The following is a 20,819-nucleotide window of genomic DNA, read 5'->3' on the forward strand; positions in this document are numbered from 1 at the left end:
TGTGAGACTTTTCAGTGAGGCTTCCCAGCGTGCCCATGCGGTAACGCCGGTCACCCTGGCTCCAGCCAGTCCTCGCAAGGGGCGGCAGGCGTCAACAGGTCCCGGCGCTTTGATGCCAGATCGGGCGATAGCCATTGGCAAGGGCACTGACACTGGCAGGTGGGGTCAGCAGGACGGCCGGCTCGCTCTGCCGCTCGGCAGGTGTCGTCCGCTCATAGCCTGACGGGGTCCAGCGCAGCTCGTCACCGCCTCGCAGGGCGAACCAGGTTTCTCCACGCGCGATCATGGCGCCCTCGGGCAGGGCGGCGACGTCTGCCGGTGACAGCTTGGGGCGGAAGGGCTGAGTGCGCTGCGCATGCAGCAACCGGTCGATGACGTCTGCGCTCGGCGGCGAGCCACTTTCGGTCTGCCCCCGTCCCTGTTCCGCAGCCAAGGCCCGTGCATAGGCCTGCGCCGCGTCCCGCCGGCACTCGAAGCAGGGGCGGTGACCGGCAGCCAGCGCCGTCACCTCGTCCAGGAAGAACAGCTCCGTATATCCGGGCCCCATCACCTCGCGCTGCCGGTTCTTGAAGTCCAGCGCGCAGCAGATCCAGCGGCGGCTTGCCCACCGGCGTGCGCCAAGCTCACGGCTGTCCGGATCATGCAGCCGCCCGCCCCGGTTCCCCATCAGGCTGCCACGCTGGCTCATCGCGATGATCTCGCCCGTGGGCAGCACCCGGTTCTGAAGCGGCGATCTGAAGGAGGTCATGGGGCGGCCCGGAGGAAGAGAGAGGCTGTGCAGCGAAATCCGCGTGTCACTGTCAAAGCTTACGCTGAGTTGCCGGAAATGCGCCATTCCGGGTTGAAACCTGAGTGTAAAATACGGTAAATTACGTAACGGCATATTCTATGCTTCCCTGATGATCAGGGGAACTTGGACTGATCCTTCCCGCCAAGAGGAAGACCACCAGGACGATTGTCAGGAAGACTGTCGCCGAGGACAAGCCGGTCAGCTGATGCCAGGCCCGCAGGGCCCGGGGGGACCCGGAGCAGGGGCTCTCAAGACTTGATGACATCCCACTGGGTGGGACCATTGCGCCAACCATGTCGAATTCCGTGAACACGCGAAGGCTTCATGACATATATTCTCGATCTGGATCAATTGCGGACCTTCCTGGCCATCGCCGAGCTCGGCAGCTTTTCCCGTGCGGGCGAGGCGGTCCACAAGACCCAGTCGGCGGTTTCTATGCAGATGCGGCGCCTGGAGAGCAAGGTCGGCCACCCGATCTTCACCCGCAAGGGGCGTCACTCGGCCCTGACCCCGGAGGGGCTGCGTCTGGTAGCCTATGCCCGGCGTATGATCGACCTCAACAGCGAGACCCTGACGGCCCTGAACAACCAGGATCTCCGCCGCCCCATTCATCTCGGGCTTCCGCATGAGTTTGCCGATCGCATGATGGCTGCTGTCATCGCGTCCTTCGCGCGCCTCCACCCGGTCTATGATGTCCGGGTCACCTGCTGCACCCGGGAGGAGGCCGAGGCCGCCGTGCGGGCTGGCGCGCTGGATCTTGCCCTGCTCGTGGCGGTGGACGCAGAGGCTCTGGCCGGCCGTGTGGTGCGCAGCGAGCCGCTCCACTGGGTCGGGTCGCTGGATCACGGGGCGCTCGCCCTGCGCAAGATCCGGCTGATCCTTGCCGAGGAAGGGTGCCCCTGGCGCGCCGTGGCGCTGGAGCAGCTGCAGCAGGCGGAGCGCCCGCACGAGATTGCCTATCAGTGCGCCTGTGCCCCGGCGCTCTTCGGGCCGCTCGGCAGCGGGCTCGGCATCACCGTCCTGCCTGAAAGTGCCATCCGCGAAGGCTTGCGGATCCTCGATGATACGGACGAGCTGCCGCGCTTGCCCCAGTGCCATGTCAGCCTCTTTGCGCGGGAGAACGCGAGCCATGCCGGGCTCCTGGCGCTCGACCGTCATATCCGTGCGGCCATCGGGAACTCGAACGGCCTGGATACTGATCCGGAGCCGGGGCCGGTCCGTCCGGTTCGCAACGGCTCCTCCCTGCAGGCACCCCGCCCTCACTGAACCGGGCAGATGGCGGACTTGCGGGAGACAGGGGGAATCGCCTTAAGCTGAAGGCCCTTCTGCGACCGGATCTCCCATGCGCCTTCTCGTCATCGAAAACTATCCGGACACGCCGCTCGGGCTGGTGGGGGAAACCCTTGCCGCACGCGGCTTGTCGGCCACCATCATTGCCGCCCATGCGGGGGATCCTGTTCCGGAAACACCGGCGGACCATGCCGGGCTGATCGTGCTCGGCGGCGAGCAGACGGCGGTCAGCGACGATGCCTATCCCTTTCTGCCAAGGGTCTGCGACCTGATCCGCAGTTTCCACGACATGGACCGCCCGGTCCTGGGGATATGTCTCGGCTCGCAGCTCATCGCGCGGGCCTTTGGCGGCGAGAATATTCTCGGGCGTCCGGTGGAATTCGGCTGGCATGAGGTGCGGCCGACGAGCGCCGGACGCGAGGATCCTGTGGTGTCCACGCTTGGGGCCCGCGCGCCCCTGTTCCACTGGCACTCCGACACGGTGAGCTTGCCGCCGGAGGCAGTCCATCTGGCCAGCAGCGACCAGACGCCCGTCCAGGCCTTCAGGGTCGGGCGGGCCACCTACGGCCTTCAGTTCCACTTCGAGGCGGGGGAGGCGGTGGTGCGGCACTGGTCGACCCGCTTCGCCGGATCCATTGCCCATCATGCGCCCGACTGGCCGGATCGGCTGGAGAGTGAACTCGCGCGGCAGGGGCAGGAGGCGGCCCGCGTCGGCACGTCCATTGCCGGAGCCTGGCTCGACCTGCTTGCAGGGTGATCCGTCAGGCCTGTCGTCGGCCTGACGGAACGGGTCGGAGAGAACCGTGCGGGAGGTGCTCAGAGCACCAGATTGTGCCGGCCGACCTTCTCGATATTGGTTTCGCCGCAAAGGCCCATGGTCACGTCCAGCTCCTTGCGGATGATCTCCAGCGCCTTGGTGACGCCGGGCTTGCCTAGGGCGCCAAGGCCATAGATGTAGGAGCGGCCGATGAAGGTGCCCTTTGCGCCCATGGCCACGGCCTTGAACACATCCTGGCCCGAGCGGACGCCGCCATCCATGTGCACCTCGATCTTGTCGCCCACGGCGTCCACGATCTCCTTCAGCACGTCATAGGACGCCTGCGCCCCGTCGAGCTGCCGCCCGCCGTGATTGGAGACGATGATCGCATCGGCGCCGATCTCGGCCGCGATCTTCGCATCTTCCACATCGTTGATGCCCTTGAGGATCAGCTTGCGGTTCCAGTGCTTCTTCACCCATTCCACCGAAGACCAGTCCAGCGTCGGGTCGAACTGGCTCGCCGTCCACTCTGCGAGGGACGACATGTCGTCGACGCCCTTCACATGGCCGTGGATGTTGCCGAACTGGCGCCGCTTGGTCTGCGCCATGGCGAGGCACCAGCGCGGCTTGAACAGCAGGTCGAGCAGCACGCGCGGCGTCGGCTTGGGCGGGGTCGACAGGCCGTTCTTGATGTCCATGTGGCGCTGGCCCAGCACCTGCAGGTCGAGGGTCAGGCAGAGTGCGGAACAATTGGCCGCAAGCGCGCGCTGCATCAGGCTTTCAGAGAAGCCGCGATCGCGCATCACGTAGAGCTGGAACCAGAACGGGGTTTTGGTGTGCTCCGCCACGTCCTCGATGGAGCAGACGCTCATGGTGGTGAGCGTGAAGGGCACGCCGAATTCCTCGGCCGCCTGGGCCGCGAGGATCTCGCCATCCGCGTGCTGCATGCCAGTCAGGCCGACCGGGGCGAGGGCCACGGGCATGGAGACCTCCTGCCCGAGCATGGTGGTGTTGAGGCTGCGGTTGTCGATGTTGACCGCCACCCGCTGACGCAGCTTCTGCCGCTGGAAGGCGGCTTCGTTGTCCTTGTAGGTGCCCTGGGTCCAGGACCCAGTATCGGCATAGTCGTAGAACATCTTGGGCACCCGGCGTTTCGCCAGGGCCTGAAGGTCTGCGATGCTGGTGATCGGCTGCATGTGACGTTTCCCCTCGGTTCGGTTGAAATGGCCTCGGCGGGCCATGGCGTGTCGGGCCTTGCGCGGCCCTTGCAGGACATGTGTCAGGTGGATGAGGTGCGGCGGCGGCGGCCGGGTTGGTCGAGCGCGGTCGTCGCGCCCATCTCCCGGCCGGTGCGCCGCAGGCCAGCGAGCGCGTCCCGTTCCTGCGACAGGCGGACGGTTTCGACGGCGCTGCGGACGAAATCGATATGCTGGCGGGCAGCGTCTGCGGCCCGCTCCGGATCCCGGGCCCGGATGGCCTCGGCCAGCGCCTCGTGCTGGGCCAGAAGTGTGTCGCGCGCGCCCGCCATGTCGAAGAGCAGGCGCTGGTTCACCAGAATGCCGTTTTCCAGAAGCCGGTAGCAGGAACGCAGGCAGTGCATCAGGATGATGTTGTGAGCGGCTTCACCGATGGCCTGATGGAACTCGATGTCGAGGCTGGCCTCCCGCGTCTGGTCTCTGGCCGCATGGGCCTCGCGCATGCCCGAAATCAGCGTGTCCAGAATGGCGATGTCGGTCTCGCTCGCCCGGGCCGCGGCATAGGCGGCAGCCTGGGCCTCCAGGTCGCGGCGAAACTCCAGATAGTCGCTGGCCGCCTCGCCGTGGCGCTCGATCAGGGCGACGACCGGTTCGGAAAAGATCGGGCCGATCACGTCGGCGACGAAGGTGCCGCTGCCCTCCCGGCTGACCAGAAGTCCCTCCGCTTCGAGTGCGCGAAAGCTCTCGCGCAGGACTGGACGCGACACGTCCAGCCGCTCGGCCAGATCCCGCTCGGCGGGCAGACGGTCACCGGGACGCAGCACGCCGGCCAGGATCAGATCCTCGATCTGGCTGGTGACGGCATCGGCCGTCCGGTTCGACGGTATCTTGCGAAACATGGAAGAAGCACCTCGGCAATGGGCTCAGGGGCGGTTGTATCGGCAAACATGGAAATTGGTCAATTCAATTATCCAATTTCCGCGCGGATGCTGCCCAAGCTTGATCCGATGGCTGCCGGGGGACCCAGAAAAATGCCGAACCGGGACATTTTGACGATTGGACACGGCCTTGCCCTTGCGTAACAGTGCGGGACGCCAGTCACACCGAGGGACACAATGACCGCCGCCGACACCCAGCACCTGCCGCGCTTTTCCGGACATCCCTTGCGGGACGCGGTCCTGGGCGAAATTCACGCCCGTCCCTTCCGCCCTCTGGCGACGCCACGGGTCATCATTCATTACGCCTTCTGTCTCGACGGCGAGGGCGGGGCGGCAGACATGCGCGCCTTTGCCGAATTCTGTCGCGCGCAAGGGGCCCCCGGTCCCGATGCCTTTGCCCGCTACCACACGCTGCCCTTCGCTGGCGGGACGCTCAGCTGGGAGCGGCATACCGAGTTCACCACCTACACCTGGGATGGTCCCCTGCCCAAGGGCGATGGCGGGCTCTTTCCGCCGGTCTCGGGCAATCACCCCTTCGGCCAGGCGTTCCAGGTGTCCGGTCCGATGATGGTTGCCATGCGCATCGACCTGATGCCCGACGCGGACCTGCCGGCGAACTGGGCCGATGGGTTCGATGCCGCCAGTCTCACGGCCAGTGGGGTGGAGCAGGGTGCTGGCTTCATCGCGACCGACTTCCGCGCCGATGGCAACGGCATGACCCGCGCGCTCATCGTCAACAAGGCCATGACCCCGTCGCAGGCTGGCACCATCGTGCAGCGCCTGCTCGAGGTCGAGACCTATCGCACCTTTGCGCTCCTGGGGCTTTTCGAGGCCAATCGCCTCCAGCCCGACATCACCGCCATCGAGAACGAGCTGGCGGATCTCACCCAGCAGATGCAGGGGCTCAACGGACTTCAGGCCAATCGGAAGGTGCTGGAGGAGCTGTCCCGTCTCGCCGCCCGGCTGGAAGCAGGCGCCGCCGCAAGCTCCTATCGCTTCGGGGCGAGCCGGGCCTATTACGAGATCACGACCGCGCGGCTGGAGGCCCTGCGGGAAGAGCCGCTTGCCGGATATCTGGGTCTGGCCGGCTTCCTGCGGCGCAGACTGGCGCCGGCCATGCGCACCTGCCAGTCGGTTGAGGATCGTCAGGCGAACCTGTCGCGCAAGCTCGCCCGCGCCACCACCTTGCTGCGCACCCGGGTGGATGTGGATCTGGAAGACCAGAACCGAACCTTGCTGGAACGCATGAACCACCGCGCGCGCCTGCAGCTGCGCCTGCAACAGACGGTGGAGGGGCTTTCTGTCGCCGCCGTCAGCTACTATGTAGTGGGGCTCGTGTCCTACGTGATCAAGGCGGCGAAGAAGTCGGGTCTGCCCATGCCCGAACCGGAGCTGGCAACCGGGCTGGCCGTGCCCGTGGTGGTGCTGGCGATCTGGTGGACCGTGCGCCGCATCCGCGCCCATCATGCGGAAGAAGATGCCGAATAGGCTTGGTTCTGCGCGGTGCCCTGAAACGGGCACGGCCCGGCACGCAGAAGCGGCCGGGCCTTTGAAATCGTCGCGTCCAGAAGAGGCTGTGCTTACTGGAACTGCTTCAGGTAGGCGATGACGTCTTCGCGCTCGTCTTCCTTCTTCAGGCCGGCAAAGGCCATCTTGGTGCCGGGCACCAGATCCTTCGGCTTTTCCAGATAGGTGGCCAGAGTGGCTTCGTCCCAGACGAGGCCTTCGGCGCCCTTGTCGACCATGGCCTTGGAATACTTGAAGTCTTCGATGGCGGCGGCATGACGGCCGATGACGCCGTTCAGGACCGGGCCGACCTTGTTCTTCGCGCCTTCGCCGACCGCATGGCAGGCGGCGCACTTCTTGAAGACCTTTTCACCCTTGGCGGCATCGCCGTCTGCGTGGGCGGAGGCGGTCAGGGCCAGGCCGATCACGGCGGCTGCTGCAAACAAACGCATCTTTACAATTCTCCCTCATGAGGATCGGATTTGCCGTCCAATCTCTACCAGTTAATTGGTCCGGACAGGACATAGATCAAGGTCGAGGGGGAAATACAGCCCTTTTCCGATACGAAGTGTCGCAGCATTCCGTCTCGATGGCGCTTCTCAGGCGTCTTCGCGGGTGCGCTCCGGCAGCTTCAGCCAGTCGTCCAGCCCTTCGTCCCAATAGGGATCCGGGCCGTAGAGGGTCGCCAGGAAGTCGATAAAAACGCGCACCTTCGCCGCCAGGAAGCGTCGGCTCGGATAGACCGCAAAGAGCCCCACCTTGCTCGAGGCGCGGTATTCGGGCAGCACCACCTTCAGCTTGCCGTCGCGCAGTTCCGGGCCGATGTCCCAGGTGGAACGCAACGCAATGCCCACCCCGGCCAGCACGCATTCGCGCACCACTTCCGAGGAGTTGGTGCGGATGGGCGCCTGGGTGCGGATGGTGACCTGTCCCTCGGGGCCGACAAGCCGCCAGGGGTCCTGGTTCGCCGCCGCAAGGCAGATGTGGTTCTCCATCAGATCGGCGATGCTCTGCGGTTCGCCATGGCGCTGAAGATAGGCCGGAGAGGCGCACAGGATCCGGTGCACCGGCGCCAGCCTCCGGGCGACAAGGCTGCTGTCGGAGAGTTCCGCGATGCGGATCGCCAGGTCATAGCCCTCGCCGACGATATCGACGAAACTGTCTTCCAGGTCGAGATTGACCCCGAGATCCGGGTTGGCCTTGAAGAATTTGGCCAGATGCGGGGCAATGTGCAGGCGGCCGAAGGAGGTGGGCGCCGCCACCTTCAGGGTGCCCCGCGCCTGAGCCGCGCCATCCGCCACATAGGCTTCCGCCTCTTCGACGGAGGCCAGAATCGCGATCACCCGCTCGTAGAAGCCTTGCCCGGATTCGGTCATGGCAATCTGCCGCGTCGTCCGTTGCAGCAGCCGCGTGCCCAGTCGCTCCTCCAGTCGGCGGATGCGTTTCGACACCACGGCAGGCGACAGGTTCATCTCGCGCCCCGCCGCCGACATGCTGCCTGCGGAAATCACGCGGGCGTAAATCTCCATGTCCGTGAAATCGCTCATTTTCAACCGTCCGGAAAAAACGTCTGTTGGATGCCTGAGGCTTTCAGTCCCCCGCGAACCTGCTAGAAAAGGGGACATGAGAGGCCGGATCGACGTTGGTCTATTTACGCCATTGCGGCAATAATAGATCATATTTATTCGTATTCGGAAATAGACAAGAGGTCTAGGGAGGCTGAGGGAGGCCATGACCGCCATTGCCATGCCGGCGCCGGATGCGTCTGTTCTCGCGCGTCGGCGCGAGATCGTCGCCACCTTGCGCGAGATCGTGCCCGGAGAAGGGGTGATCGACGACGAGACGGAAATGCGCCCCTACGAGACGGACGCGCTCACCGCCTATCGCCAGATGCCCCTGATCGTGGTCCTGCCGGAAACCGTGGAGCAGGTGTCGCAGGTCCTGCGCTACTGCCATGAAAACGGCATCAAGGTCGTCCCCCGTGGCGCTGGAACATCCCTGTCGGGCGGCGCCCTGCCGCTGGCGGACGGGGTGCTCATGTCGATGATGAAGTTCAATCAGGTGCTCGACATCGACTTCGCCAATCGCACGGCGACCGTCCAGCCCGGCGTGACCAACCTGGGCGTCACCCGCGCGGTCGAGCACGAGGGCTTCTATTATGCGCCCGATCCCTCATCCCAGATCGCCTGTTCGGTCGGCGGCAACATTGCCGAGAACTCCGGCGGCGTTCACTGCCTCAAGTACGGCCTGACCACCAACAATGTGCTGGGCCTGGAGATGGTGCTGATCACCGGCGAGGTCATCCGCCTCGGCGGCAAGCATCTGGACAGCGAAGGCTATGATCTCCTCGCCCTGATGACCGGCTCGGAAGGCTTGCTCGGCGTCGTCACGGAAGTGACCCTGCGCATCCTCCAGAAGCCGGAGACCGCCCGGGCCCTGCTCGTCGGTTTCCCGACCAGCGAGGATGGCGGACGCTGCGTGGCCGAGATCATCGCGGCCGGCATCATTCCCGGCGGCATGGAGATGATGGACAAGCTCGCCATCGATGCGGCCGAGGCTTTCGTCAATGCGGGCTATCCCCTCGACGTCGAGGCCCTGCTGATCGTCGAGCTGGACGGTCCCGAGGCGGAGGTCAACGATCTGATCGACCGGGTGGAGGCCATCGCCCTGAAGAATGCCGCCTCCCACATCCGCATCTCCACCTCCGAGGAGGAGCGCATGGTCTTCTGGGCCGGGCGCAAGGCGGCCTTCCCGGCCGTGGGGCGCATCTCGCCCGACTATCTTTGCATGGACGGCACCATTCCGCGCAAGGAGCTGCCGAAGGTTCTTGCCCGCATGCGCGAGCTGTCCGACAAGCATGGCCTGCGCGTCGCCAATGTCTTCCATGCCGGCGACGGCAACCTGCATCCGCTCATCCTTTATGATGCAAACCTGCCCGGCGAGCTTGAAGCGGCCGAAGCCTTCGGTGCCGATATCCTGCGTCTCTGCGTGGAGGTCGGCGGCGTGCTGACCGGCGAGCATGGGGTCGGCATCGAGAAGCGCGATCTCATGCCGGAGATGTTCTCCGAGGATGATCTGAAGCAGCAGCAACGCGTCAAATGCGCCTTCGACGAGAAGCATCTGCTCAATCCGGGCAAGGTCTTTCCTGTCCTGCACCGCTGCGCCGAACTGGGGCGCATGCATGTTCATAAGGGGAAACTGCCGTTTCCCGATATCCCGCGGTTCTGACCGGGTCCTGGGGGGAGAAACCGATCATGCAGGAAACCCTGCGTCCGCGCACCGTCGAGGAAGTGCGCTCCGCCATCGAATGGGCTGTGGCCAGCGAGACGCCACTGGCGCTGCGCGGTCATGGCAGCAAGGAGGCCTACGGGCGTCCGGTGCGCGCCACCCATGCTCTCGAACTGTCGGGGCTGTCCGGCATCATCGACTATGAACCGGCCGAGCTGGTCCTGACCCTGCGCACCGGCACGCCCATCGCCGAGGTCGAGGCGCTGGTGGCCCAGAACGGCCAGGAGCTCTCCTTCGAGCCGATGGATCTGGGGCCCCTGCTGGGCCTGACGGAAGGGGCGGGCTCCATCGGTGGCGTCATCGCTGCCAACCTCTCCGGCCCCCGGCGCATCAAGGCCGGGGCCGCCCGCGACCACATCCTCGGCTGCGAAGCCGTCTCCGGCCGGGCCGAGATCTTCCGTGCTGGCGGCAAGGTGGTGAAGAACGTCACGGGCTACGATCTGCCCCGGGCGCTCTGCGGCTCTTTCGGCACGCTGGCGGTCGCCACCGAGGTGACCCTGAAGGTCAATCCGAAGCCGGAAAGCAGCGCCACATTCTGCCTGCGCGGTCTCGGCGAGGCTCAAGGTATTGCGGCGCTTTGCGAGGCCATGGGCTCCTCGGCGGAAGTCTCCGGCGCGGCCCATCTTCCCGATGGGCTGGAGATCGGCGAGGGCGCGCTCACGCTGCTGCGTCTCGAGGGCTTCCCCACCTCGATCGACTACCGGTTCGATATCCTGCTGAAGCGGCTCGGCCATCTGGGCACACCCGAACGGCTCGGCTCCGATGCAACCGCTCAGGTCTGGCGGCGGATCCGCGACTGCCAGCCTCTGGCCTCGGGGGAGGCCCCGGTGTGGAAGATCTCCGTGCCGCCCGCCTCGGGCGCGGCCTATGTCGCTGCCCTGCGCAACCGCTTCGACGTCAAGGTCATCCACGACTGGTCGGGCGGCCTGATCTGGTTGCGCTGCGAGGATGGCCGTCACCACGCCGACGAGATCCGGGCAGCCCTTGCCGCTGTCGGCGGCGGTCATGCCACTCTGGTGCGCGCCTCCGCAGCCGAGCGCCGCGACGTGCCCGTGTTCCAGCCCCAGCCCGCGGCCCTGGCCGCCCTCAGCGCCCGCCTGAAGCATCAGTTCGATCCGGTGGGGATCCTCAATCCGGGCCGGATGGTCGCGGATGTGCCTGCCAAGGTGGAGAAGGCCTGACCATGCAGACGAATTTCTCCCCCGCCCAGCTGGCCGATCCGGCGGTTGCCGAATCCGAGAAGATCCTGCGCAAATGCGTGCATTGCGGTTTCTGCACGGCCACGTGCCCGACCTTCACCCTGCTGGGCGATGAGCTCGACAGCCCGCGCGGCCGCATCTACCTGATCAAGGATATGCTGGAGAACAACAAGCCGGCGGATGCGCGCGTGGTGAAACACGTGGACCGCTGCCTCTCGTGTCTGTCCTGCATGACCACCTGTCCCTCCGGCGTGCATTACATGCATCTGGTGGACCATGCCCGCGCCCATATCGAGGCGACCTACCGGCGTCCGCTCACCGACCGGCTCCTGCGCGGTCTCCTCGCCGTTGTGCTGCCGCATCCGGCCCGCTTCCGGCTCGCCCTCAAGGCAGCTGCCCTGGCCCGTCCGCTTGCGGCGCCCCTCAAGCGTTTCGGCGGTGTCTTTGCCCGCATGGGCGCCATGCTGTCGCTTGCCCCCGCCTCCGTTCCGCCCGCCTCGGCGGTCAGCGGTCCGGGCACCTATGCGCCCGATCAACCCCGCAAGGGCCGGGTTGCGCTCCTGTCGGGCTGCGCCCAGCCGGTGCTCAAGCCCTCGATCAACGCGGCCACCCTGCGTCTGCTGCAAAGGGCCGGATATGAGATCGTCCTGCCGGAAGGGGAGGGCTGCTGCGGCGCGCTCGTTCACCACATGGGCAAGGAACATGATGCGCTGGACAACGCCCGGCGCAACGTCGATGTCTGGACCCGTGAGCTCGAAAATGGCGGGCTGGACGCCATCCTGATCACCGCCTCCGGCTGCGGCACGACCATCAAGGACTATGGCTTCATGCTGCGCGAGGATGAGGCCTATCGGGACAAGGCCGCGCGGGTCTCCGCTCTGGCCAAGGACATCACCGAGTTCCTCTGCACCATCGATCTCGGAGAACCCGCCCTGCGCCCGGGCCTGACGGTGGCCTATCACTCGGCCTGTTCCATGCAGCACGGACAGAAGATCACCCGCCAGCCCAAGACCCTGCTCGCCGGGGCGGGCTTCACGGTGAAGGATGTGCCGGAAGGCCATCTGTGCTGCGGCTCGGCCGGAACCTACAACATCCTGCAACCCGAGATTGCCACCCGCCTGCGTGACCGCAAGGTCGCCAATATCCGCAAGACCGTTCCGGATCTGGTCGCGACCGGCAACATCGGCTGCATCACCCAGATCGGGTCGGGCATCGACCTGCCGGTGGTGCATACGGCCGAGCTGCTCGACTGGGCCTATGGCGGCCCCATGCCGAAGGAGCTGGAACGACTGCCCCAGGCGGCGCAATAGGGGCTTGGCGGAGCCGCGCCTGATGCATACCTGAGGGGCACCAGCCGCCGGGATCAGTCACGGCGACGGACCATGGAGAGACGGAAGCGCCATGTCGGCAGGCAGTGAGACAACCGCGATCATCTCGCTTGGCATGTCCTGCCAGAGCGCGCGGCAGATCCGCTCCAGCCTGGAGATCCTGAGCGCGGCGCTGCGCGAGGAGCTGGTGCCGGAGCGCCATTTCTTCGACGGGCTGATCTCGCCGGTCGATGGGCTGGCACGCCTGTTCGAGGACGGGTTTCCGCTGTTTCGCCGCGAAGACATAGCGGCGGGGCCGGGCCACCCGACCTGGCAGCCCTATGGCATCCGCTTCCTGCATCACTTCCGGCCCGAGCCGGAGTCACCGGCCGATATCGACGGCTGGTTCGACCATGACCTCTCGCGCTTCCGTCACCTGCGCGGCAAGTTCGAGGCGCTGGGCGCGAGACGCCGGCTGGTCTTCGTCATCTCCAACACCCAGAACAATCTGGATCTGGTCGCCCGTCAGGTCTGCCTGGAAACCCTGCATTTTGATTTGCAGGAACTGACGCGCCTGCAGCAGGCGGTGGACGGGTTCTTCGGCCGGTCATGCGAGTATCTGGTGGTCGCGCATCCGGAGCGTCATGGCGGAGCGGATCTGCCGGAGCTGACGGTGCTGGAGGCCGATGACAGCGAATGGACCGGAGACAAGGCACAGTGGCGCGCCCTCTTCCGCCGCTATCTGGCGAAGGACCCGGTCGAGCCCTTCGCCGTCTGATCGAGTGGCCGTGCTGGTCAGGGAAGCGTCAGATCACCCGGACCGTCGTGCCGACACCAACCCGCTCGTAAAGATCCGTCACGTCTTCATTGCGCATGCGGATGCAGCCGGAGGACACCGCCTGCCCAATGGTCCAGGGCTGGTTGGAGCCGTGGATCCGGTAGAGCGTGGAGCCGAGATAGAGGGCGCGTGCGCCCAGCGGATTGGCCGGGCCGCCTTCCATAAAGGTGGGCAGATCCGGGCGGCGGGCACGCATCTCCGCCGGCGGGCGCCAGTCGGGCCATTCCGCCTTGCGGGTGACCTTGTGGGTGCCGGCCCATTCGAAGCCGGGCTTGCCCACGCCCACCCCGTAGCGCCGCGCCGTGCCGTCGGCTTGCACCAGATAGAGATAGCGCTCGTTGGTGTCGATCACGATGGTGCCGGGCTTTTCATTGCCCTGATAGGAGACGATGGTCGGCAGGAATTGCGGCGGGATCTCGCGCTGGGGCGACTGCCCCGGCTCCTGGGCCTGGGGCTGCGGCGTGCGGGCTGCCATGTGCCAGCCGCTGTCGCGGGACAGGCCACGGGTCTTGGGCGCTTCGCGCAGCTGCAGCAGCCAGGGCTGGGTCAGGTTGGGGCTGAGAACCAGAGGCGGCGGGGCGGAGCGGCCCGGGTTGCCGGCCGCGGCGGGCAGGGCGCTGGCGGCCAGAAGACACGCGGCCAGGCACGAGGCAGGCAGACCTGAGGCTCGGATCAGGCGAGGGGTACGCAACATGGGTGTTCTGCTCCAGACGGGTCGAACGGTTCTCCCGACGGGGACGATGCGCAGGGCGCACCTCTCCGGCCGGGATCTCATGAAAGGCTAGAGCACAAACGCATGGACTTGGTGAATCGACGGATAACCATGTTTGCAAAGTGAATCCATGGTTAGCGCGAGGTTGAGGAACACGGTTAAGCCAACGTTAACCCCGCCTGGCCCGCCAGAGCCCTACGGCAGCCTCGCACGCAGATCCCTCAGGATGAGCGGCAGCAGCGCATCCGTGTCCTTGCGGCTCATGCCCGGCCGGATGCGCGGATCATAGAGCATGTTGAGAAGGAGCCGGTCGAAGGCCGTGAAGCGGTTGTGACGGGATTCGTCGTTGAAGACGGAATGGGTCAGCGAGGTGTCGTCATTCATGGGGCCGAGGCCCTGCAGCGTCTCTTCCACCATGCAGCGGCGGAAGATGAACTCGCCCTCGTCGGAGACGATGACCGACGTGGAGCGCTTGATGCCATCACGCCCCGAGACGACCCGCACCAGACAGCGGCCCGGCGCATCCGCGCTGGCCTTGCGATAGACCTGCTCGCGTACCGTGGTCAGATAGTCCGCCCGATCCACCACGAAGATTTCGAAATTGGCGCTCTCTGGGCTCTCGGCCAGCTCCACCTCGATGCCGGAGATCTTGCTCTCGAGTTGGCGCAGGAAGGCCTGAACGGTGGGCCGCCGATCAATCCGCGCCGGATTGTGCACATAGAAGCGCACGGGGCGGGTGTATTTCTTCACCTGATAGGGGCGCCAGCTCCAGCTGCGGTATTCCAGCCCGAAGACGGTCTTGTTGAACCCGTCGATCAGCTCCTCTGTGGTGAAGACACGATCCTCCTGCGCCCGGGCAGACGCCTCCGGCGCCAGGCACGCCAGCAGCAGGGACAGGAGGAAGAGACGCGGCAACCGCAACATGGGATCGGCAGAACCAGGGCAAGGGGTGGGGACGGGGAATCAATGCCGGAGCGTTCAGAGCATCTTAGAGGAGTTTCGCCGGGCGGCCAACGCAAGGCGGTATGCCAGCCGCCGGAGCGCCGTGCGCCGCCTGACGTCGCAAGAGAACCGGTCGGCGCACCGCATCGAAGCTGCAATCTGTGACCCTGGAACGCCGCGTGCTGGCTCATGATCCCCCTTGTCGGGACTGACAGGGTTCGCAAATGACCGGATGCAGGCGTTTCGTCCGAAAAAACATTTCCTTAAAGGTTCCGCGCCTATGGTCTGCGGACGTGTGGTGTGCGGTTTCCCGGGAGTTGGCGGAGACAAGATGGTTGCTGTGAGAAAGTCCTTTCGCGCCGAGAGCTTGATGCGCGTTCAGTACGACGGTGACGAACCGGGGATTGGCGAAGATCGCCGGCATCAGGAGCTGATGTCGGAAATTGCCGAGCTGAAGCGTCTGTTCCAGCAGACCCGCGCCGATACGCCTCAGGTTCAGGTTGACCCGAAGGCTGTCAGCGACAGCGTCCTTCAGGAATTCCGCAAGGAGATGAATGAAGCCTCCAAGCTGAAGGTCGAGCTCGACGCCATCTATGAGGCGATCAACCAGACCAAGAAGGAAATCGCCACCCTTCACCACACCACCGGCTCCCGTGGTGAGGAAATGACCCGTGTCACCAATGAACTCGATGCCGTCGTCTCCGGCACCGAAGGCGCGACCGAAGCCATTCTGTCCTCTGCCGAATTCATCGACGAGACCGCAAACACCCTTTCCGCCCGCCTCAAGGGCCAGGATGCGGATCTGGCCAATGACATCCAGGAACGGGTGATCCAGATCTTCGAGGCCTGCAACTTCCAGGATCTGACCGGCCAGCGCATCACCAAGGTGGTGGGCACCCTGCGTTTCATCGAGGACCGCATCATCCAGATGATGGACATCTGGGGCGGCATCGAGAGCTTCCGCGATGTCGAGGTCGAGCAGCGGGCCGAAAAGCTCGGCGATGCGAAGCTGCTCAACGGTCCGTCTCTCGACACCGACATGGACGTCGCCAGCCAGGACGACATCGACGCGCTCTTTGCCTGAGCTCGGTCTCGCCCGAGACGTCCGAATTCGCGAGCCGTCCCTCGGGGCGGCTCGTTTCGTTTGCGCCTCCCTCCGCGTCGTGCCGCCTTGCCACTGACCGTGATTCATGCCATCAAGAACGAAACGGGAACAATCTCACCGGGAGGCGATGAATGTCGGACCAGAGCAATGCACCAGACCTTCCCGAGGGTCTGATCCTCGGTGACGACGGCAAGGCACGCTGCTGGTGGCATGGCGGTCTCGAAGATTACCAGCGGTACCACGACGAGGAGTGGGGCTGGCCTGTCGATGAGGACCGGCGCCTCTTCGAGAAGCTCTGCCTGGAAGGGTTTCAGTCCGGCCTGTCCTGGCTCACCATCCTGCGCAAGCGTGAGGCCTTCCGCGCCGCCTTCGCCAATTTCGAGGCGGAGAAGGTCGCCCGTTTCGATGACACTGACATCGCGCGCTGTCTTGCCGATGCGGGCATCGTGCGCCATCGCGGCAAGATCCTCTCGGTGATCAACAATGCCCGCCGTGTGCTTGAGCTGAAGCAGGAAGCTGGCTCCCTTGCCGCCTTCATCTGGAGCTTCGAGCCGCCGGAGCGGGAGCTGGCCCCGGTCAAGGGCACCATTCCCGGCAGTACGGCAGAAAGCACGGCGCTCTCCAAGGCCCTGAAGAAGCGGGGCTGGAGCTTTGTCGGCCCGACCACGGTCTATGCCTTCATGCAGTCCATGGGGATGGTCAATGATCACCTGGACGGCTGTTGCTGCCGCGCGCCCGTCCATGCTGCCCGGCTGCGTTTCGTGCGTCCTCAGGATCGGGCCGCAGCCCCCGGCTGAGCGGGCCATCGGTCCTTGTCACCCCTGACCGGAGCGGGATCGCGGTCCTCTCACACCCCTGTGAAGAGCCTTGATGAGATCCGGACGCGCATCCTGTCGTATGATGATCACAACAGGAACTCTTCCTCCCCTCCTGTTCATTTGCCCGAGGTAGTCACCTGCCTCGAACTCAAAGGGCCACCGGATCTCTCCGGTGGCCCTTCTTTTATTCCTCGTGGCGCGGCCCTCAGCCCTTGCCGCCGGCGACCTTTTCGGCAAAGGGCGCGTAGAGCGCGTTGTCTTCCCGGAAGACATATTCCAGATCCTGCACGGTGACCGCGGCGCAACCCAGACCGATCAGCGCCTTGGCGCAATCGGCGACCTTGGCCTTGGGGCACAGCAGGGTCAGCACCGAATTGTCCGCGCCGTCCGATCCGAAGGGTGCGGTTGCGCCGAAGCGATAGGCTTCCGCCAGCGCCTTGCGCCGGTCGCCGACCTTCGCCTGGATCTTGCGCAGGCCCCGGGCTTCTTCTTCCGCGGCGATCCTGTCGAGGATGGCGCGCGCCATGTTCAGCGCTCCCGCCGACCAGTCGGCCCGGCGCGACGCCACCAGATGAGCCTGGCTCTTCAGCATCACCCCGTCGCCGAGAATCTTCAGGTTGTTCGCCTGAAGCGTGGAGCCGGTGGTGGTGATGTCGACGATCAGCTCGGCCGAACCTGCGGCTGGCGCCCCTTCGGTCGCCCCGGCGCTTTCGACGATGCGATAGTCCGCCAGCCCGTGACGGGCAAAGAAGGCGCGGGTCAGGTTGACGTATTTCGTCGCCACCCGCAGGCGGTTGCCATGCCGGTTGCGGAAGTCCGAGGCCACGTCATTGAGGTCGGCCATGGTCTCCACGTCGATCCATGCCTTGGGCACGGCCACGACCACATCTGCGTATCCGAAGCCCAGCGGGGTCACCAGATGGATCGCATCCTCCGGGGCACTGATGCTCTCATGCACCAGATCCAGCCCGGTAATGCCGAAATGCACGGACCCGTCAGCGAGCTCGCGGGCGATTTCCGAGGCGGAGAGGAACGCGATGTCCACATCCGGCAGCTCGGCAATCGTGCCGCGATAGTTGCGGGCACCGCCCGGCTGCATTACGCGCAGGCCGGAGCGGGCGAAGAAGGCGTGGGTGTTTTCCTGAAGCCGTCCCTTGGAGGGGATGGCGATCGTGAGCTTGCTCATGCGTCCTCTCCGCAAGTCTTGGCAACCCGGTCGAGCCAGACCGAGAAGCCGATGGCCGGAACGTCGCTCTCCGCGCCCAGCAGGGTGACCAGCCGGTCATAGCGGCCACCACCCACCAGCTGCCCTTCGTCGGCGCCGCTGCGGGCGTGGATCTCGAAGACGAAGCCTGAGTAATAGTCCAGACGGCGGCCGAAATCGGCGGCGAAATGCAGCTGCGAGGCCGCAACGCCCCGGGCTTCCAGCGCCTTCAGCCGTGCGGCGAAGGTCTGGATCGGAAGTTGCAGGTCGATGCCGCTGTCGGCCGCAAAGAGGCGCAGCTGATCGAGGGCCTGATCAGCCGGGCCGTTGATGGCGAGATAGCGCGACAGCACCGCAGCTGCCTGGGCGTTGGTGCCGTTGCCGCCGGCAAGGGCTGCCTGTTCCAGGAAGCGGTCGGCGATCTCGCTCGGCGTGCGTCCGCCTACGGCCGAGATCCCGGCGATCGACAGCAGATCCTCCACCACCGCATGGGCGGCTTCCGGGGCGACCCCTTCCAGGGCGGAAAGGAAGCCGAAGCGCACATCGCGGCTTTCGTCGCGGCTGGCGTCCCCGGCGCTCTGGCCGGTTCCGGCCATGCGGGCGATGGCGTCGGTCAGCTTCTGGCCCTCGCCGAAGAGGCCGCGCAGGCGACGCTGCCAGGCGGCCGGCAGGTTGAGGCCCGAAAGAACCGCCGCAAAGAGGGTCTCGTCCCCGATGCGGATGTCCTGATCCTCGACCCCGAGGGTGGCCAGCACCGAGGAGGAGAGGGCGAGCATGTCCGCATCCGCCCCGTCCAGATCGGCCCGGCCCAGGCTTTCGGCGCCGAGCTGCGGGATCTCTCCCGTGCCGTCTGCGCGCTGGCGGAACACCAGACCGTTATAGACATAATCCGCCGGAGCCGTGCCACCGTCCGCCAGATGCTGGCGGCAGACGGGGATGGTGAAGTCCGGTCGCAGGCACAGGTCCGCACCGTCAGGGCCGGTGGTCAGGAACAGGCGGCGCCGGATGTCCTCGCCGATGAGGTCGAGGAACACGTCGGCCGGCTGAAGAACCGGCGGCTCGATCGGCGTATGACCTGCCTTTTCCAGCAGCGACAGGGCCGCGGCGATCCGGGTCTTCGACAGGGCAGGGCTCTTGGGCGGGATTGCGATCATGTCAGGCAGCTCCGGCATTGGCGGAGCGGGCGCGGTCCTCTGCCTGATCGGCGAGGAGCTTGCGCACGGTCTCCACCAGGGCATTCTCGGCCACGGTGATCTGGGCCGGGCGGCTTTCGCGCCAGGTCACGTTGTCGGTGATTTCCTCCGACAGGCGCTTGCCCTCGATCAGATCCTTGATCTGAAGTTCGCCGGCGGCGCGCTCGTCAGAGCCCTGGATGATGGCGATGGGGCAGTCGCGGCGGTCGGCATATTTCAGCTGGTTGCCGAACTTCTTCCAGTTGCCCTGATACATCTCGGCGCGAATGCCGGCACCGCGCAGGTCCTGCACCATCTTCTGATAGCGGCCGAGAGCCTCCGCATCGCCGTCCATGACGGTGACGAGCACCGGGGCGACGACCTCGGTCTGACCCAGCTTGCCCAGGTTCTTCAGCGCGGTCATCAGGCGGGAAACGCCGATGGAGAAACCGGTCGCCGGCACGTCGCGGCCGGTGAAGCGCTTCACCAGCCCGTCATAGCGCCCGCCGCCACCGACGGAGCCGAACTGGACGACTTCGCCCTTCTCGTTCGTCACGTCGAAGAGCAGCTCGGCCTCATAGACAGGGCCGGTGTAATATTCGAGGCCGCGCACCACGGAAGGATCGATCTTCACCCGGTCCGCGCCATAGCCGCAGGCATCGAAGATCGCCTGCATCTGGTCGAGCTCGGCCTGACCTTCGTTGTCGATCTGGGCGGTGCCGCCGACAAAGCCGACGATCTGGTCGATGGCTGCGGCGTCGAGTTCAGCGCCCTTGGTGAAGTCGCCGCTCTCGTCCTTGCGGCCTTCGCCCAGAAGCAGGCGCACGCCCTCGGTGCCGAACTTGTCCAGCTTGTCGATGGCGCGCAGCACGGTCAGCCGGCGCTCCGCGTTCTCGTCACCGCCAAGGCCGATGGCGTCCAGAACCCCGTCGAGAACCTTGCGGTTGTTGACGCGGATCACATACTGGCCACGCTGCAGGCCGAGGGCCTCCATGGCATCGGCCATCATCATGCACATTTCGGCGTCGGTCTGGACGCCGGGCGCGCCCACCGTGTCCGCGTCGAACTGCATGAACTGGCGGAAGCGCCCCGGCCCCGGCTTTTCGTTGCGGAACACCCAGCCGGCGCGATAGGTGCGGTAGGGCAGCTGGATCTCGTTGATGTTCTCTGCCACGTGCCGGGCCAGCGGCGCGGTCAGGTCATAGCGCAGGCTCATCCACTGCTCGTCATCGTCCTGCACGGAGAAGACGCCGGCGTTCGGCCGGTCCGTGTCGGGCAGGAACTTGCCGAGGCAGTCCGTATATTCGAAGGCCGGAGTCTCGACCGGATCGAAGCCGTAGCGTTCGTAGACCTCCTTGATCCTGGCGATCATCTCATCCGTGGCACGGATGTCGGCGGCAGAGCGGTCAACGAACCCGCGCGGCAGGCGCGCCTTGAGTTTGTTCGGCTTTTTGGACATGGCGTTCTGAAGTCCCGGCGAAGAATGTCTGGCCGGCGGATCCGTGGTCGGAGCAAGCGCCGGTGTGTTCCGGCTGTCCTAGACGAAACGCCATTTCAGGGCAAGGCAAGCCTTCCGCAACCCTTCGCGGTTTCTGCCAGCCATACGGAAAAGTAAGGACTGTCAGGCATAAGGAAACCGACCTTCTCCGGCGATCGGCGTGCATGTCTCCGTCGCTGCCTGCGAACCGGCCGTCCGGACCGTTCTCGCCGCTGCGCGACGGGATGTTCCGGCGGTTTCGCTTGCATTCACCGGGTGT

The 20,819-nt window shown here is 65.6% G+C and carries 19 protein-coding genes; 9 read left to right on the forward strand and 10 right to left on the reverse strand.

The features are described from left to right. Positions 1 to 91: 91 nt before the first annotated feature. Positions 92 to 748: a hypothetical protein gene (locus tag FR728_RS01570; RefSeq protein WP_149890907.1), complete on the reverse strand. Its 657-nt coding sequence runs from the start codon at positions 746 to 748 to the stop codon at positions 92 to 94. Between the two features lie 366 nt (positions 749 to 1,114). Between FR728_RS01570 and FR728_RS01575 the strand changes: the two genes are divergently transcribed. Then, positions 1,115 to 2,056, forward strand: a complete 942-nt coding sequence (locus FR728_RS01575) for a LysR family transcriptional regulator (protein ID WP_149890908.1) — start codon at positions 1,115 to 1,117, stop codon at positions 2,054 to 2,056. Between the two features lie 76 nt (positions 2,057 to 2,132). After that, a complete protein-coding gene (locus FR728_RS01580; protein WP_149890909.1) occupies positions 2,133 to 2,837 on the forward strand; it encodes a type 1 glutamine amidotransferase in 705 nt (234 codons plus the stop codon). Between the two features lie 59 nt (positions 2,838 to 2,896). Here FR728_RS01580 and FR728_RS01585 read toward each other — a convergent pair whose 3' ends face one another. After that, positions 2,897 to 4,033 carry an alpha-hydroxy acid oxidase gene (locus FR728_RS01585; protein ID WP_149890910.1) on the reverse strand — a complete coding sequence of 379 codons (1,137 nt, stop codon included), beginning with the start codon at positions 4,031 to 4,033 and terminating at the stop codon, positions 2,897 to 2,899. 83 nt (positions 4,034 to 4,116) lie between these two features. Continuing rightward, a complete protein-coding gene (locus FR728_RS01590) occupies positions 4,117 to 4,932 on the reverse strand; it encodes a FadR/GntR family transcriptional regulator (protein WP_149890911.1) in 816 nt (271 codons plus the stop codon). 216 nt (positions 4,933 to 5,148) lie between these two features. Here FR728_RS01590 and FR728_RS01595 point away from each other — a divergent pair, with 216 nt between their 5' ends. Further along, positions 5,149 to 6,459 (forward strand): DUF3422 family protein, encoded by a 1,311-nt coding sequence (locus FR728_RS01595; protein ID WP_149890912.1) that lies wholly within the window; start codon positions 5,149 to 5,151, stop codon positions 6,457 to 6,459. A 92-nt stretch (positions 6,460 to 6,551) separates the two neighbouring features. On the opposite strand, the gene FR728_RS01600 is transcribed toward FR728_RS01595, so the two are convergent. Continuing rightward, a complete protein-coding gene (locus FR728_RS01600) occupies positions 6,552 to 6,929 on the reverse strand; it encodes a c-type cytochrome (RefSeq protein WP_149890913.1) in 378 nt (125 codons plus the stop codon). Positions 6,930 to 7,076: 147 nt separating this feature from the next. Continuing rightward, positions 7,077 to 8,024, reverse strand: a complete 948-nt coding sequence (locus FR728_RS01605) for a LysR family transcriptional regulator (protein WP_149890914.1) — start codon at positions 8,022 to 8,024, stop codon at positions 7,077 to 7,079. Positions 8,025 to 8,208: 184 nt separating this feature from the next. On the opposite strand from FR728_RS01605, the gene FR728_RS01610 reads away from it, so the two are divergent. The 4 genes from FR728_RS01610 to FR728_RS01625 all read left to right on the forward strand — a co-directional run bounded on the left by FR728_RS01610 (position 8,209) and on the right by FR728_RS01625 (position 13,049). Continuing rightward, positions 8,209 to 9,705: an FAD-linked oxidase C-terminal domain-containing protein gene (locus FR728_RS01610; RefSeq protein WP_149890915.1), complete on the forward strand. Its 1,497-nt coding sequence runs from the start codon at positions 8,209 to 8,211 to the stop codon at positions 9,703 to 9,705. Positions 9,706 to 9,731: 26 nt separating this feature from the next. Then, entirely contained in the window at positions 9,732 to 10,946 is a 1,215-nt protein-coding gene (gene glcE, locus FR728_RS01615) for a glycolate oxidase subunit GlcE (RefSeq protein WP_149890916.1), read from the forward strand. A 2-nt stretch (positions 10,947 to 10,948) separates the two neighbouring features. Next, on the forward strand, positions 10,949 to 12,274 hold the full coding sequence (glcF, locus tag FR728_RS01620) for a glycolate oxidase subunit GlcF (protein WP_149890917.1): 1,326 nt from the start codon (positions 10,949 to 10,951) through the stop codon (positions 12,272 to 12,274). 91 nt (positions 12,275 to 12,365) lie between these two features. Further along, positions 12,366 to 13,049 (forward strand): hypothetical protein, encoded by a 684-nt coding sequence (locus FR728_RS01625; protein ID WP_149890918.1) that lies wholly within the window; start codon positions 12,366 to 12,368, stop codon positions 13,047 to 13,049. A gap of 28 nt (positions 13,050 to 13,077) precedes the next feature. Here FR728_RS01625 and FR728_RS01630 read toward each other — a convergent pair whose 3' ends face one another. Together FR728_RS01630 and FR728_RS01635 are read right to left on the reverse strand one after the other, a co-directional pair. After that, positions 13,078 to 13,803: a L,D-transpeptidase gene (locus tag FR728_RS01630; RefSeq protein WP_149890919.1), complete on the reverse strand. Its 726-nt coding sequence runs from the start codon at positions 13,801 to 13,803 to the stop codon at positions 13,078 to 13,080. Positions 13,804 to 14,016: 213 nt separating this feature from the next. Next, complete coding sequence (locus tag FR728_RS01635; protein WP_149890920.1) at positions 14,017 to 14,745, reverse strand: DUF2927 domain-containing protein; 729 nt, start codon at positions 14,743 to 14,745, stop codon at positions 14,017 to 14,019. A 349-nt stretch (positions 14,746 to 15,094) separates the two neighbouring features. Here FR728_RS01635 and FR728_RS01640 point away from each other — a divergent pair, with 349 nt between their 5' ends. Both FR728_RS01640 and FR728_RS01645 read left to right on the forward strand, forming a co-directional pair. Then, the gene (locus tag FR728_RS01640; RefSeq protein WP_149890921.1) at positions 15,095 to 15,847 is read left to right on the forward strand and encodes a protein phosphatase CheZ; all 753 of its coding nucleotides are present in this window, start codon (positions 15,095 to 15,097) and stop codon (positions 15,845 to 15,847) included. Positions 15,848 to 15,999: 152 nt separating this feature from the next. Next, positions 16,000 to 16,665 (forward strand): DNA-3-methyladenine glycosylase I, encoded by a 666-nt coding sequence (locus FR728_RS01645; protein WP_149890922.1) that lies wholly within the window; start codon positions 16,000 to 16,002, stop codon positions 16,663 to 16,665. 226 nt (positions 16,666 to 16,891) lie between these two features. On the opposite strand, the gene hisG is transcribed toward FR728_RS01645, so the two are convergent. From hisG to hisS, 3 genes are read right to left on the reverse strand one after another with little or no spacing between them, the layout of a single operon-like run. Beyond that, entirely contained in the window at positions 16,892 to 17,872 is a 981-nt protein-coding gene (gene hisG / locus FR728_RS01650) for an ATP phosphoribosyltransferase (RefSeq protein ID WP_149890923.1), read from the reverse strand. Next, positions 17,869 to 19,044, reverse strand: a complete 1,176-nt coding sequence (locus FR728_RS01655; protein WP_149890924.1) for an ATP phosphoribosyltransferase regulatory subunit — start codon at positions 19,042 to 19,044, stop codon at positions 17,869 to 17,871. Before FR728_RS01655 ends, hisG begins: the two co-directional genes overlap by 4 nt. Position 19,045: 1 nt before the next feature. Beyond that, positions 19,046 to 20,521: a histidine--tRNA ligase gene (gene hisS, locus FR728_RS01660; RefSeq protein ID WP_149890925.1), complete on the reverse strand. Its 1,476-nt coding sequence runs from the start codon at positions 20,519 to 20,521 to the stop codon at positions 19,046 to 19,048. Between the last annotated feature and the right edge of the window lie 298 nt (positions 20,522 to 20,819).

This window comes from Roseibium aestuarii (assembly GCF_008477545.1).
GTDB classification, from domain to species: domain Bacteria; phylum Pseudomonadota; class Alphaproteobacteria; order Rhizobiales; family Stappiaceae; genus Roseibium; species Roseibium aestuarii.

Bases quoted from the DNA above. Each gene is read 5' to 3' on its own strand.
- glcF (WP_149890917.1), top strand. From the start codon at position 10,949: ATGCAGACGAATTTCTCCCCCGCCCAGCTGGCCGATCCGGCGGTTGCC.
- FR728_RS01635 (WP_149890920.1), bottom strand. From the start codon at position 14,745: ATGTTGCGGTTGCCGCGTCTCTTCCTCCTGTCCCTGCTGCTGGCGTGC.
- FR728_RS01575 (WP_149890908.1), top strand. From the start codon at position 1,115: ATGACATATATTCTCGATCTGGATCAATTGCGGACCTTCCTGGCCATC.
- FR728_RS01570 (WP_149890907.1), bottom strand. From the start codon at position 748: ATGACCTCCTTCAGATCGCCGCTTCAGAACCGGGTGCTGCCCACGGGC.
- hisS (WP_149890925.1), bottom strand. From the start codon at position 20,521: ATGTCCAAAAAGCCGAACAAACTCAAGGCGCGCCTGCCGCGCGGGTTC.
- FR728_RS01600 (WP_149890913.1), bottom strand. From the start codon at position 6,929: ATGCGTTTGTTTGCAGCAGCCGCCGTGATCGGCCTGGCCCTGACCGCC.
- glcE (WP_149890916.1), top strand. From the start codon at position 9,732: ATGCAGGAAACCCTGCGTCCGCGCACCGTCGAGGAAGTGCGCTCCGCC.
- FR728_RS01625 (WP_149890918.1), top strand. From the start codon at position 12,366: ATGTCGGCAGGCAGTGAGACAACCGCGATCATCTCGCTTGGCATGTCC.
- FR728_RS01610 (WP_149890915.1), top strand. From the start codon at position 8,209: ATGACCGCCATTGCCATGCCGGCGCCGGATGCGTCTGTTCTCGCGCGT.
- FR728_RS01640 (WP_149890921.1), top strand. From the start codon at position 15,095: ATGGTTGCTGTGAGAAAGTCCTTTCGCGCCGAGAGCTTGATGCGCGTT.
- FR728_RS01645 (WP_149890922.1), top strand. From the start codon at position 16,000: ATGTCGGACCAGAGCAATGCACCAGACCTTCCCGAGGGTCTGATCCTC.
- FR728_RS01585 (WP_149890910.1), bottom strand. From the start codon at position 4,033: ATGCAGCCGATCACCAGCATCGCAGACCTTCAGGCCCTGGCGAAACGC.
- hisG (WP_149890923.1), bottom strand. From the start codon at position 17,872: ATGAGCAAGCTCACGATCGCCATCCCCTCCAAGGGACGGCTTCAGGAA.
- FR728_RS01595 (WP_149890912.1), top strand. From the start codon at position 5,149: ATGACCGCCGCCGACACCCAGCACCTGCCGCGCTTTTCCGGACATCCC.
- FR728_RS01590 (WP_149890911.1), bottom strand. From the start codon at position 4,932: ATGTTTCGCAAGATACCGTCGAACCGGACGGCCGATGCCGTCACCAGC.
- FR728_RS01630 (WP_149890919.1), bottom strand. From the start codon at position 13,803: ATGTTGCGTACCCCTCGCCTGATCCGAGCCTCAGGTCTGCCTGCCTCG.
- FR728_RS01655 (WP_149890924.1), bottom strand. From the start codon at position 19,044: ATGATCGCAATCCCGCCCAAGAGCCCTGCCCTGTCGAAGACCCGGATC.
- FR728_RS01580 (WP_149890909.1), top strand. From the start codon at position 2,133: ATGCGCCTTCTCGTCATCGAAAACTATCCGGACACGCCGCTCGGGCTG.
- FR728_RS01605 (WP_149890914.1), bottom strand. From the start codon at position 8,024: ATGAGCGATTTCACGGACATGGAGATTTACGCCCGCGTGATTTCCGCA.